12 protein-coding genes are annotated in these 12,859 nt (G+C 55.9%); 8 read left to right on the top strand and 4 right to left on the bottom strand.

Annotated features, from left to right (window positions below; all coding sequences use genetic code 11):
• Window positions 1-39 precede the first annotated feature (39 nt).
• Entirely contained in the window at window positions 40-795 is a 756-nt protein-coding gene (locus ACVDG4_RS08840) for an EAL domain-containing protein (RefSeq protein ID WP_447234779.1), read from the bottom strand.
• A gap of 161 nt (window positions 796-956) precedes the next feature.
• Here ACVDG4_RS08840 and ACVDG4_RS08845 point away from each other — a divergent pair, with 161 nt between their 5' ends.
• The 4 genes from ACVDG4_RS08845 (at window position 957) to ACVDG4_RS08860 (ending at window position 6,529) form a co-directional block, all read left to right on the top strand.
• Entirely contained in the window at window positions 957-3,167 is a 2,211-nt protein-coding gene (locus tag ACVDG4_RS08845) for a 3-hydroxyacyl-CoA dehydrogenase NAD-binding domain-containing protein (protein ID WP_447234780.1), read from the top strand.
• A 164-nt stretch (window positions 3,168-3,331) separates the two neighbouring features.
• Window positions 3,332-4,432 (top strand): AraC family transcriptional regulator, encoded by a 1,101-nt coding sequence (locus tag ACVDG4_RS08850; RefSeq protein WP_409689754.1) that lies wholly within the window; start codon window positions 3,332-3,334, stop codon window positions 4,430-4,432.
• Window positions 4,433-5,115: 683 nt separating this feature from the next.
• Complete coding sequence (locus ACVDG4_RS08855; RefSeq protein ID WP_209172945.1) at window positions 5,116-5,391, top strand: DUF6460 domain-containing protein; 276 nt, start codon at window positions 5,116-5,118, stop codon at window positions 5,389-5,391.
• Window positions 5,392-5,479: 88 nt separating this feature from the next.
• The gene (locus ACVDG4_RS08860; RefSeq protein WP_447234781.1) at window positions 5,480-6,529 is read left to right on the top strand and encodes a coiled-coil domain-containing protein; all 1,050 of its coding nucleotides are present in this window, start codon (window positions 5,480-5,482) and stop codon (window positions 6,527-6,529) included.
• 2 nt (window positions 6,530-6,531) lie between these two features.
• On the opposite strand, the gene ACVDG4_RS08865 is transcribed toward ACVDG4_RS08860, so the two are convergent.
• Window positions 6,532-7,473, bottom strand: coding sequence for a histone deacetylase family protein (locus ACVDG4_RS08865; RefSeq protein ID WP_447235102.1), 942 nt, complete (start codon window positions 7,471-7,473; stop codon window positions 6,532-6,534).
• A gap of 119 nt (window positions 7,474-7,592) precedes the next feature.
• Between ACVDG4_RS08865 and ACVDG4_RS08870 the strand changes: the two genes are divergently transcribed.
• On the top strand, window positions 7,593-8,942 hold the full coding sequence (locus ACVDG4_RS08870; RefSeq protein WP_447234782.1) for an MATE family efflux transporter: 1,350 nt from the start codon (window positions 7,593-7,595) through the stop codon (window positions 8,940-8,942).
• Between the two features lie 12 nt (window positions 8,943-8,954).
• On the opposite strand, the gene ACVDG4_RS08875 is transcribed toward ACVDG4_RS08870, so the two are convergent.
• Window positions 8,955-10,049, bottom strand: a complete 1,095-nt coding sequence (locus ACVDG4_RS08875) for a quinone-dependent dihydroorotate dehydrogenase (protein WP_447234783.1) — start codon at window positions 10,047-10,049, stop codon at window positions 8,955-8,957.
• Window positions 10,046-10,390 (bottom strand): DUF952 domain-containing protein, encoded by a 345-nt coding sequence (locus ACVDG4_RS08880; protein ID WP_447234784.1) that lies wholly within the window; start codon window positions 10,388-10,390, stop codon window positions 10,046-10,048. Before ACVDG4_RS08880 ends, ACVDG4_RS08875 begins: the two co-directional genes overlap by 4 nt.
• 219 nt (window positions 10,391-10,609) lie before the next feature.
• Here ACVDG4_RS08880 and ACVDG4_RS08885 point away from each other — a divergent pair, with 219 nt between their 5' ends.
• The 3 genes from ACVDG4_RS08885 (at window position 10,610) to ACVDG4_RS08895 (ending at window position 12,816) form a co-directional block, all read left to right on the top strand.
• A complete protein-coding gene (locus tag ACVDG4_RS08885) occupies window positions 10,610-11,248 on the top strand; it encodes a S24 family peptidase (RefSeq protein ID WP_447234785.1) in 639 nt (212 codons plus the stop codon).
• Window positions 11,249-11,266: 18 nt separating this feature from the next.
• Window positions 11,267-12,151, top strand: coding sequence for a thermonuclease family protein (locus ACVDG4_RS08890; protein ID WP_447234786.1), 885 nt, complete (start codon window positions 11,267-11,269; stop codon window positions 12,149-12,151).
• A gap of 161 nt (window positions 12,152-12,312) precedes the next feature.
• Window positions 12,313-12,816, top strand: coding sequence for an aggregation factor core (locus ACVDG4_RS08895; protein ID WP_447234787.1), 504 nt, complete (start codon window positions 12,313-12,315; stop codon window positions 12,814-12,816).
• Window positions 12,817-12,859: the final 43 nt, after the last annotated feature.

Consider the following 12,859-nt stretch of genomic DNA (forward strand, 5'->3'; position numbering starts at 1 on the left):
GGATGCCGCAATGGATCTGGGCGACATGACCGTTATGACTTATTGGGCCGCGACCAGCGTTTCGCTGAACGTCACCTTGGGCATCGTCTCAAGCTCAGGCCGGGCGAAAAGGTAACCTTGCAGAAGGTTGATGCCGAAGTCTTTCAAGACATGCAATTCACCCTCGGTTTCAATGCCTTCCGCGAGCATGGAAATTCCCAGGTCATGGCAGATGGAGGCAACGCCCCGTACAATGGCGCGCTTGGTAAAATCGCTGTCGATGTCTCGGACAAGACCCATATCAATCTTGACAATGTCGGGAGTGAAAGACGCCAAAAGGTTCAGTCCGGCGTAGCCAGCGCCGAAATCGTCGATCGCCGTCAAGAAACCCTGCCGCTGATATTCGGCGATGATGCCCTGCAAGTGAGCCGGGTCAGTGACGCGTTCGCTTTCGGTGAATTCGAAATTTATCCGGCGCAAGTCGAAACCGGTTTGGGCGGCGGCCACAAGAGTTGTTCTGATGCAGGCACGCGGCTCATACACCGCGTTCGGCATGAAGTTGATCGACAAGATGCAGTCAGAGGGCATAAGGCGTGCGGCCAACTCGATGGCTTTAACCCGGCATCGCTGATCGAAACTGTACTTTGTCTGGTCAGTCACCCGGGAAAGAACAGTGGGAGCTGGTTCGCCGGACATCCCACGGACCAAAGCTTCATAGCCCCAGATTTTTTGGGCATTGATGTCCACGATCGGTTGAAAGGCCATCGTGAAGTCAAAGTCGATTTCGTTCCCGCCCCTGCATCCGTCGCAAGACATGGCGTCCCCTTCCCGGCCGTACCGCAAATGTCTGGATCGAACACTAACGGGCGTGGACTTCCAAATCCTTACCCTGGGTACAAAAGCTTGAACATTCGCTCTTCTCATTGGGAAAGAGCGCACAAAAACGAAACAACCTTCCACTGATTAGGGAGAAACAGATGGATTATAAGAACTTCACGATAGAAACCGACGAAGACGGTATTGCCCTGATCACGTGGGACATGCCGGAGAAATCGATGAACGTCATCGACCTCAGCGTCATGGAAGAACTCGATGCAGTCGTTGATCAGGTTGTTGGCGATGAGGCCATAAAGGGCGCTGTCATCACATCCGGAAAGAACGCCTTTTCCGGTGGTGCAGATCTGACCATGCTGGAAGGCCTTTTGAAAGACTTCCACGTGCAGCGCGCGAAAGATCCCGAAGCAGCCGCCAAGGCGCTGTTTGAAGGTTCCCGCAAACTCACTCTCGTTTACCGGAAGCTGGAAACCTGCGGCAAGCCGTTTGTGGCAGCTGTGAACAGCACTTCCATGGGCGGTGGCACAGAGTTGGCGCTCGCTTGTCATGCGCGGGTTGTCGACGAAGACCTGAAAATGGGTCTGCCGGAAGTGAAGGTTGGCCTGTTCCCGGGTGCTGGTGGCACTCAGCGCGTCATGCGCATGGCCGATGGCCAGCAGGGCATGCAGTTCCTCTTGCAGGGCAAGACGCTGCGTGCACCTCAGGCAAAGCAGCTGAAGCTGGTCGATGAAGTGACACCGTCCAAGAAGCTGGTTGCCGCAGCCAAGAAAATGCTGAAAGCCGGTGTTGATCCGGTCAAGCCGTGGGACAAGAAAGGCTTCAAGCTGCCGAACGGCAAGGTTTATTCCCCGGCGGGCTTCCAGTTCTGGCCGGCTGCAAACGCGATCTACCGCCGCGAAACCTTCGACAACTACCCGGGCGCCCGTTATCTGCTGCATGCGGTCGTGGAAGGCCTGCAGCTGCCGATGGATCTCGCCCTTCAGGTTGAAAGCCGCTACTTCGCGAAGGTCCTCCAGACCCCGGAAGCGGCCAACATGATCCGCTCCCTGTTCGTCTCCATGCAGGAGCTGAACAAAGGCGCACGCCGCCCCATCGACCAACGCCCCAATAACATCAAAAAAGTTGGCATCCTCGGCGCGGGCTTTATGGGAGCGGGCATTGCCTATGTCACTGCGCAAGCAGGTATCAATGTGGTTCTGATTGACCGCGACCAGGAAGCTGCCGACAAAGGCAAGGCCCACACCGAAGACTTGCTGACCAAGGCGGTCAAGCGCGGCCGGTCCACGGAAGACAAAAAGGCCAAGATCCTGTCCCGCATTCTGGCGACCGCGGACTACGAGGAACTCGCAGATTGTGATCTCGTGATTGAGGCCGTCTTTGAAGATCGCGAGATCAAGAAGACAGTGACCGAAAAAGCCGAAGCGGTGATGAAGTCACGGGCAATCTATGCGTCCAACACCTCGACACTGCCGATCACGTCTTTGGCGCAAGCCTCCAAGCGTCCTAAAAACTTTATCGGTATCCACTTCTTCTCGCCTGTCGACAAGATGATGCTTGTCGAAGTGATCATGGGCAAACGGACGTCCGACCGGGCTCTTGCCATGGCACTCGACTACATCAAGGCCATCAAGAAGACCCCAATCGTCGTCAACGACAGCCGCGGTTTCTACACGTCGCGCGTTGTCATGACCTATATCCGCGAAGGCCTGATGATGCTGGCGGACGGCATTCCGGCGCCAATGATCGAAAACGCGGGCAAGATGGCCGGCATGCCGGTCGGTCCGCTGTCTCTCGGCGACGAAGTGGCACTGGACCTTGCCTGGAAGATTGTCTCGGCAACCCGCAAGGATCTCGGCGTCAAATACGTTGAAGGCCCGCTCGACAACATCCTGGAAGAGATGGTCGTCAAACGGGAACGCTTTGGCCGCAAGAACGGCAAGGGCTTTTACGACTACAACGGCAAGGACAAGAGCCTGTGGCCGGGTATTCCGGACGTCGTTGGCCAACCGAAATCGGCCGACAGCTTCAACATCGAAGAACTCAAGCAGCGTCTGCTTGTCATGCAGGCCCTGGAAACGGCCCGGATCTTTGAGGAAAACTGCCTCACCGACGTGCGCGAGGCCGATGTCGGCTCGATCCTCGGCTTTGGGTTTGCCCCTTACACTGGCGGCACACTCAGCTACATCGACATGATGGGTACGACCGCGTTTGTCGAACTGTGCAAGAAGTTCACGCGCAAGTGGGGGCCACGCTTCAAGCCAAACAAGCTGCTGCGTGAAATGGCCAAAAACAACGAAACCTTCTATGGCCGGTTCCCGCCCAAAGGCGAAGTCGCCGTCAAAGACGCTGCCTGATAAAAACAGCACTCATGCACCTTTCAACGCCGCTTTTTCTGGAAAGCGGCGTTTTCTTTTCCGATCACATTCGTGTTTGCAAAATACGACGCGACTTGATCCCACATGCCGCCTCATGCAAAGTGGACGTAAGAAAAAGACCTTAAGGTTTGCTTGGAGGGGAAATGCCGCTTGACGGAGAGTGGGCGCGCGCGGATGTGCTGCGTGTCTTGCGGGACGTCTGTCCAAACGACAGGTTGGACTGGGCTCATATCGCCAAAGTGTATAACTTTGACCTTCAGGCTCTGGATGATCCGCAGGGTATCGTTCCCATAACGGCTTGGCATGGCACCTTTGAATATGTCGCGAATTCTCTGAACGATGACGCGATCATGTTCGACATGTTCAACAAGCTGGATGTCGGCAGCTTTTCCATATTCGACTACGTTTTTGCCTGTGCGCCGTCTTTGCGTGATGCGTGTCAGGCCTGGGTCCGGTTCATCCAGATCCGAACGAACGCCTACCGGATCAAGTTCGAAGAAACAGAGACCGGGGCCTTTATCGAATGGCCCAGCCTCGAGGGACGCGGAGAGTGGCGGCAGAACATGTTTGCCCGGATAGGCTGGGCAGCCCGGCAGCTGGAACATGCGCTCGATATGAACGTCCCGCCAATACTCATTGAAATCGCAACCTACCCGCCAGAAAAGACATCCGCCTTTCAAAAGAAGTATCAGGGCCGCATCCAGTTTCGTGCGCCGACGAACCGGATCAGCTTACCAAAGGCGTTGCTCAACAGGCCTTTGCGGCGTCAGGATCCGCATCTTTATCAGATCATTTTGAAATCAGCGCTTCAGGAACTGGATGAATTCGGGCAGATGGTCTCTCCGATCTCACGCCTGGCAAACGAGATCGCTGCCAGCCTGTCTGAAGGTGGGGCTGCGTTGCCAAAAATCGCGGCAAAAATCGGTATGTCGCAACGGGCAATCCAGCGCCTTCTTGCAAAGGAAGGCACGACATACAGGCAATTGAACGAAGAGATCCGAAAATCCGCAGCAGAGCGGTATTTGCGCTCCACTGACCTTCCAATGAAGGAGATCGCTTTTCTCTTGGGCTTTTCTGAACTCAGTACTTTTTCACGAGCCGTTAAATTATGGTTTGGCGAGTCCCCAAGAAAGGTTCGGGAAAAACTCGCTGCCTGCCGGACAAGGAGTACGGAGGAAGACGACGAACTGGAAACAGCGCTTTCATCCGTTGCTTCTCCGGATCCCCTTGTGAAACCGAACTGATTAACCTGAATAATGCGCGCGCATCGGGCGCAGATCGGTACTTCTTGCGCAACCCATTGGTTATGCGCCTGCCATATTGGCGCCATGGAGCAACTACGCCACATTAATGTCAGTTGATGCGGACTGTCGGATCCTTGAGTAGCGCACAGGTCAGTTGTTGCGCGGTGCCTCAGGAAAGACTTCGTCATTTTGGAGAATAAAGCGCGGCAGCAGATCGGGCTCCTGCTTACCGCGCCAAAACTTTCCCTTACCTGGAAACGCCTAATGGAGCTTCCGGCACTGGTGCGGACCGACGCCAATCGTCTCCGATCGGAGTGCATCGCCAATCCCCAGCTACGCCTGATTGCCTGTTGGGCTCCGCAGTCCTGTTAAAACACAGCTGCGATTATTGTCTTTCACAAACCGGCGTGGAAGCTGACCGCGTACGAGTGTGGGTGGGTTGTACACGCCCAAGTAAGTCTTCCAAGGTCATTGTTAGAGCAAAATACGTCTTTTGTCATTAGCTTGTTACGTACACATTTTTGCGATTTACGACACCACATATAGTTAACAGCAATCTGTTTTCGTTTGCAGTTCCGAGTTTTTCGATCGCATGTTTCGTTCCAGCGAAAATGTTTACATTGAAAGACCTGATTTTGGTGCTTACGTCTATTGCGAGCAAAACTGCGTTTTTGGAGAATCTGATGTCCGACAATAACTTGAACCGTTTCATGGGAGGCTCCCCTGGGCAAGTTTTGTTGCGTCTGGTTTTCCTATCCTTTGTTGTCGGGATTATTCTCGCTGCGCTTAATCTGAACCCAATCGATCTTGTTCATATGGCCATCGAGTTTGTCGAGCGCCTGTGGAACATGGGCTTTCATGCGCTTGGACGTCTTGGCGGCTATCTTGCGGCGGGCGCCGTTGTCGTCATCCCGATATGGCTCCTGCTACGGCTGCTTGCAGTCGGGAAAAACAGATAGGCCCGGCGACACACTTTATGCGGGAAATTTAATTAATCGTTAACCATCCTGAGGAGACACTCTCACCTGTTTCATTCTGGATTGGTTTATGTCTTTTTTCTCGATCGTTTCGAACGCCAGCCAGCAGCAGTTTTCTTTGCGGCCTCAGACCAATGGCTCAGGCCTGCAGACGTCTGTCCGGTCAGCCGAAACGCTTTTGGACCAAATCGGCAACACGGCCTCGCCACTGACTGAAGAAGAACAAAAGGCAGCGCAGGGTCTCCTTCAGGATTTCAAGGACGCTGTTGAAACCAACATCAGCATGTCCCGGGCCCTACAAGACAACAAGGATGCGCTCCGAGAAGAACGTCTGGCCCGCATCGAAGCGCGGATTGAGCAACTGAAAGAGCTGCTTCGATTTGCAACACCGGAACAGGCCAAACGACTGCTCAAAGAGCTCAAGCAGATTTCGAAGGAATTCAGCAGTGCCGCTAACGGGCTCAAAAAGGCCGCCGGAGAATTGGGAGGCGGCTCAGGCAGTTCCCTGAGCGCGACGGCCAACGCTGTCAGCTCCGTGATTTCCAGTACACTCGGCAGCGCATCACAGCCTCCCACAGTGTCTAATCTGGGTGCCGTCGGTTCGAGCGCTGCCCAGGTCGCAACCGCAAAGCACCTCTCAGAACCCGCCGTCTCCAATCCGGATACTGGCACGCCATCTGAGTACACTGGGATAAAGGACGGGACCGCCACTGGGCGCGGATCCAAAACCCGGGTAGAACAGACCGAAGCGTTGAAAGCCGGCGTCTTCGCCTATGCTGAACAGCAGGCCAAATCGGAAACTGCCCACAAGGACAGCCGCATCGCCGGAATGCGCGATGAACAAGATCGGTTGCGCAAGGTGGGCGATGATATCGAAATGCTGGCCAAATGGCTGGAAGCGCTTGCTGAAAAAGATGACGAAACCAAAGACGACCTCGAAGACATCCGGGATGAATTGAAAGCTGGCCGGGATGACCTGAATGATCCCGAGCTCGTAGAAACATTAAGATCCAAGGCCACTGAATTCGGAACGAGCGCAAGCCAGTTTCAAGAAACAGCTGTCACCGGGTCCAGTATCGGCGTCACAACGCCCGAGGTCCAAACAGATATTGTGGTCTGAGATCATCCCAAAACACTAGTTCTTTCGGACCGCCTTTCGGATTCCCAAACCGATAGCGCCGTTCTGTGTAAAGTCACATGACGATCGGCCAGTTCCTCAATGTCGGTTGAGTATCCACCGCCAAGAACACCGGCCAGTGGAATACCAAGGCTGCGGACAGTTTCAATGACATAGCGGTCGCGCGCTTTCAGGCCATCTCGAGACAGGGCCAGGCGGCCCAGCCTGTCTTCAAAATATGGATCAACACCCGCGTTATAGAAGACAAGATCCCAAGCCTCTTGGCGCAGCAGATCAGGCAGAACTTCTTGGAGAGCCGTCAGGTAGGCGGCATCTTCCATTGCATCCGGTAGGGCAAGGTCCAGATGCGACGGCACCTTTCGAACCGGATAGTTTTTGGCCGAATGCATTGAAAACGTGAAGATATCCGGATCACCTGAAAAGATATCGGCGGTCCCGTCACCCTGATGCACGTCGAGATCAATCACCATTGCCTTTCGGATTGCACCATCAGCCTGCAGGACTTTCAAGGCAACTGCGACGTCATTGAAGACACAAAAACCGGCACCATGTGCGCGCCGGGCATGGTGGCTGCCGCCCGCCGTGTTGCAGGCAAGGCCGTGCTCCAGGGCGAGATACCCGGTTAGAACCGAGCCTCCGGTTGCACACCGAGCACGCAACGCGATGTCAGCGCGCATGGGAAAGCCGATTTCCCGTGCGATCTTTTCCGGTACTTCCGCATTGAAAACCTGGTCGACATAGACTGGATCATGTGCAAGCGCGACCCACTCGAACGGCGCAGGACGAGGACGGTAAAAGTCGCCACTTCCAAGCAAACCTTCCGCACGAATAAGTTCGGCGACAGCGCGGAACTTGTCCATCGGAAACCGGTGGTTTGCAGGAAGGTCGGCACAATAGGCAGGGTGATGCACGATCGGAAGTGTCATTTGCTCAAATATAGACAAAACCGCTTGTCCGAAAAGCCACATGACCGCCATGCGCGTGCGTGCCCTTGACGCGCCCCCACTCCAAGGCGATGACTGCAGCTTGAATCGAAAGTGTTTGCATGTCCTCCCCAGCTTCCACCGAAAACGTCGTCCCAGCGGCTGACCTGACCGTGACCCATCGCGGTGTCCTGGCCATCGCGGTGCCGATGACGCTTGCCTATCTGTCGACGCCGCTTCTTGGTGTTGTCGATATGGCTGTAATCGGCCGGCTCGGAGACGCTGCCCTGATTGGCGGCATCGCGCTCGGCGGCATCATCTTCGATCTGGTTTTCACCACCTTCAACTTTTTGCGCTCTGGTACCACTGGCCTGACGGCCCAGGCGCTTGGCGCACGCGACGAGGCCGAAATCCGGGCAACTCTCCTGCGGGCTTTGGTGATTGCCGGGATCGGCGGTGCGTTGGTGATCATATGCCAGATACCGCTGTTGATGGCGGGGCAATGGTTTCTTGGCGGCAGCGAGGACGTTCAGGCGGCGACGACACGCTACTTCGACATTCGCATTTACAGCGCGCCGTTCCTTCTTGCCAACTATGCGATCCTGGGCTGGTTCATCGGCCTTGGACGCGCTGGCACCGGGCTGATGGTGCAGCTGTTTTTGAACTGCCTCAACATTGCACTCAGCATCTGGTTCGTCATGGGGCTGGGTTGGAGTGTCGAAGGCGCCGCGCTCGCAACGGTTCTCAGCGAAGTCGCGACCACTGTTTTCGGCCTGACCATAATCCTGGCGCGCCCTCGTCCCGGTGATTGGCCTAGTTTCCAGGTGATTTTCGACAAACGTCTCTTGTTGCGGATGATGGCACTGAACCGGGACATCATGATCCGGTCCTTTGCGCTGCTTTATGCATTCGCCTTCTTCATGGCCCGCTCTGCCGATCAAGGGGACGCCGTGCTTGCCGCCAATGCCGTCCTGCAAAAATTCACCATGATCGCGGCCTATTTCCTGGACGGCCTGGCGACAGCTGCAGAACAGCTCGCTGGATGGGCCGTTGGCGCTCGGAAACGCAAGGCCTTTGACCGGGCACTGAAACTGACGGCGTTGTGGAGCTTTGCCATGGCAGCGCTTCTGTCCGTGTTTTTTGCCCTCTTCGGCCACATGATCATTGATCTTCTCACCACCAATGAAGATGTCCGGGCACTGTCCAGGACTTACCTGATCTGGGTGGTGATCGCGCCGCTTCTCGGGGTTCTCGCTTATCAGATGGACGGCGTTTACATCGGCGCAACCTGGTCCGGAACCATGCGCAACATGATGCTGGTGTCGCTCGCCGTCTATATCGCCGCCTATTATGCGTTGTTTCCGCTGATGGGAAACCATGGTCTCTGGCTAGCGATCTCGCTGTTTCTCGGACTGCGCGGCCTGACACTTTTGGCGGTTTGCCAGCGCCGCGCTGCTGAAACCTTCGGGTAGCGGTTATTGCGTTTACGGCTCTTTGGATGCCCAGGCATCAACGCTGGCATCGCGGGCGGCCCGCAACGACGGCAATCCCTTTTCGTCAAGCTTGGCAGCGAGGCCTGTGAGGATTTCGTCGATCAGCGACGGCCCCTTGAAAACAAGAGCAGAATAGAGCTGGAGCAGATCGGCTCCGGCCTGGATCTTCTCCCAGGCGGTTTCTGCGCTGTCGATACCGCCAACACCGATAATCGGGAGATCCGGTCCCGCCATCTTGCGTGCCTTTGCCAGCATAATGGTTGATCTTTGGAATAACGGACGGCCGGAAAGGCCCCCGGTCTCCTGGAAAGGCCCCTCGCCGCTCAAGCCTTCTCGCGAGATCGTGGTGTTGGAAACAATCAGACCATCAACCTTTTTGTCCAAGACTTCTTCGACGATGTCCTGAAGGTCGCCCTCGACAACGTCCGGCGCAATCTTCAAGAGAACCGGCACCTGCCGGCCGATTTTCGCTGTTGCGTCATCGCGCGCAGCCATGACGCGGGTCAGCAAGTCTGCAAGCGCCGATCGTGCCTGCAAATCCCGCAAACCCGGCGTATTCGGCGAAGAAATGTTCACCGTGAAGTATGAGGCAAATTCCGCGAATTCGTGGATACCGGCAACGTAATCCGCGTTCCGGTCTTCGGAATCCTTGTTTGCGCCGACATTGATGCCGACCACGCCAGGAGTTCCGTTCCGAGCCTTTAGACGATCCCGCAGAGCAGCGTGCCCATCGTTGTTGAAGCCATACCGGTTGATGACCCCATGATCGTTCGGCAAACGGAACACACGTGGTTTTGGGTTGCCGGGTTGAGCGCGCGGCGTTACCGAACCTGCTTCCGTGTACCCAAACCCGAGCTTCAGCAGTGCATCCGGCACTTCGCCGTTCTTGTCAAAGCCGGCTGCCATGCCAAGAGGGTTCGGGAAAGTCAGATCCCAAAGGTTGACTGCGAGCCGGGTATCCACCGGGCTTGTCCTCGAAGGCACCAAACCGGATTTCAGGCCTAAAATTGTCACGCGGTGGGCTGCTTCTGCGTCCAGCAACTGAAGGCCCTTTTGGATTGCCGTTTCAAACACGTTCCCGCTCATACCGCCAGCTCCGGAAACAGGTGCGCCCCATCATCACCGAGGGGAAGATCCCTTACCCAAACCGCCGAAGCTGGATCGAGGTCGGAGTAGAGGTGCGGAAACAAGGCCCCGCCTCGCGACGGCTCCCATTTCAGGGTGCTGCCAAAGCTTGTGTCGTCGAACGCGACGATGAGCAAATCGTTCTGGCCGGCGAAATGCTTGGCAGCAGTTTCCCGGACCTGCTCAGCGCTGGAGAAATGAATGAAACCATCAGCCAGATCCACAGGAGCTCCTTTAAACACGCCAGATTGTTCGGCTGCCTGCCACATGGTTTTGGGCACAATTTTGAAGATCGCTGTCATGCGCTGGTTTCGCTCCATACGGGGTTGGGTCCATCGGAGTAATAAAAGTCCGTTGTCCGGGATAATTTCGGCGGACACTACTCATGCACGTCGGGACAGACAAGCGGTGCACTCCTGTCTGTGCTGCCATTCTTGCTTTTTGACAGAAAAAACTGCACTCACCATACTCGGAAAAAAGGTATTTATTCCTGTTTGATTGGTGGTGGGAGACGGGCCCCGATGCTGTCGCACGAAAAAGTATGGGCTGCCATTGATGCATTGGCCTCTTACAACGAGATGACGCCGTCAGGCCTGGCGAAGAGAGCCGGACTGGACCCGACCACCTTTAACCGCTCGAAACGCTTTGCCGGTGATGGGCGTCCACGATGGCCATCGACCGAATCTCTTGCAAAGATCCTTGAGGCCACAGGCGAAAGTCTGAAAAGCTTTGCCGGTCGGGTGGAAGCCCCAGAACAAAGGCTGTCCACGACCCTTTCTGCGCTGCCGGTTGCTGGCTTTTCCAACGTGCATGAGGAAAACGCGTTCGACAGCACGGGCCGCCCGACGGGAGAACACTGGGAAACAATTGTTTTTCCGACAGACCACACTCAGAATATTTTTGCCCTAGAAGTGTCTGGTGACGCCTTGCTACCGCTTTATCGTGAAGGTGACCTGATTGTTGTCGCGCCGTCCGCTGCGGTCCGGCGCGGTGACCGGATTGTGTTGAAACCTTCAGAAGGCGGTCTTGCCGTCTACACGCTTTTGAAACGGACGCCGAAAACCTTGCAAGTCCAGACAATCGGGGACAATCCGGAGAAGGCGGCGCTTCTCCACTCGGCAATTGAGTGGACAGCCCGTATCATCTGGGCGAGCCAATAACAGGGTTGAGATCCGGATATGAAAATCCGCTCACTGGTCGTCCCACTTGCAGTCGTCGGTGCTTTCGCCGGCGCGGTTGCGTGGCTCATAATCGCAGAACCGCCAGCTATACCTGAGCCGGAGACCATCTCTTCTCAAACTGAACCGGTTGTGGCGGCCAAACCTGATAATGATGCAGCTCCGGTTGCCCCAAGTGCGCCACCGCAGGATGAGCAAGCTACCGCGTCCCCGCCAGATGCCCTTCGGGATGTTTCACCGGACGGTGTGTCGGCACCTCAGGTCACCGGCAAACTTACCCGTGTCGGGCCGTCGGAACGGCTGCTCGAACTCCTGAACCCGCCGGTCGAACCAGTCCCGGATGGTCCGCTGGAACTGGTCCGCGTTGAAGTCCCGGATGCAGGACATTTGAAGTCCGGGCGCCTGACAGTGCGCCTTGCCCATATTGAATCGCTGGATCTGGAAGCCACCTGCAAGACAGACCTGGGTGCCTCCTGGCCTTGCGGCATGCGGGCCAGAACCTTTCTGCGAGGTCTCATCCGGCGCTTGAAAGTCAGCTGTGTCAAACAAGAAGACCTGGCCCCTCAGGAAATCTCGGCAGTCTGCACCCGAGGTGCAATCGATCTGAGTTCGCAATTGGTCCGCTTTGGCTGGGCAACGCCGCTGGAAACTGCCCCGGATGAATTCAAGGAACTCGCAGAAGCGGCCAAAGCCAAGGAGATCGGCCAGTGGCAGACCGAGTGGTTGACAGATCTTCCGCAAGCAGATTGGGCTGAACCCAGCGCCCTCAACGAAATCGATCTGGAGCAACTCGCGCCAGACGTTGTTGATTGGAGCCTGCGGACACTCACAGACGGCACGACAACGAACTCTGGCACGGAACAGGGTCTCGATCAGGTCGAATGATGCTTTGGACATGCCCACCATTTCCCAATATGGGAAACCACCAATCCAGACAGCAATCGTGTTTGAACGTGTCGTTGGGCTGATAGACTGGCGATAATGAAGCGAAATCAAACCGCTTTGATAATGGAGCCGTATATGGGTCACCAGATAAGGAGACCAGCATGCGGATGATTGCGATTTGTGGGATGGCGTTGGCGCTGTCGAGCCCGGCTCTAGCGGACCTCGATGTCCGGTTCGATGAGGGGGCGCCAAAAGACCGGTTCACAATTTCTGCGGCTGGCGGCTGCGACCTTGGCCCGATGACCGTGACGATCGACCTTCAGCCCTCCCCGTTCGGTCTCATCTTTGACACGACGTCAAGCGGCGCCGGTGTTCAGGTATTTCAGCCGTTCGAAATCACGGATGGCCGAGAGCAACTGACTGCAATTCCGTCCGTAAAAGACGGCGACAACAGCATCCAACTGACTGTCAAAAGCCTTGGAAAATCACAGAAAATCTCCTTCACGATCGACGTCGACGACACCGTGCAAAACCGCGAGATCACGGTATCAGATGCTGAAATCACCGGCGCAAAGGTCGTTGCGCTCCGGGACGGCCAACGGTCAGAGGCTGTTTTCGGGCCGAATGCAATGGCGAGCGTCAAAATGAACGCCTGTGTGTCTTGAAAACAAAAAAGCCGATGACCGGCACACGGTCATCGGCTTTGTC

It is taken from the genome of Roseibium sp. MB-4, from assembly GCF_053005265.1.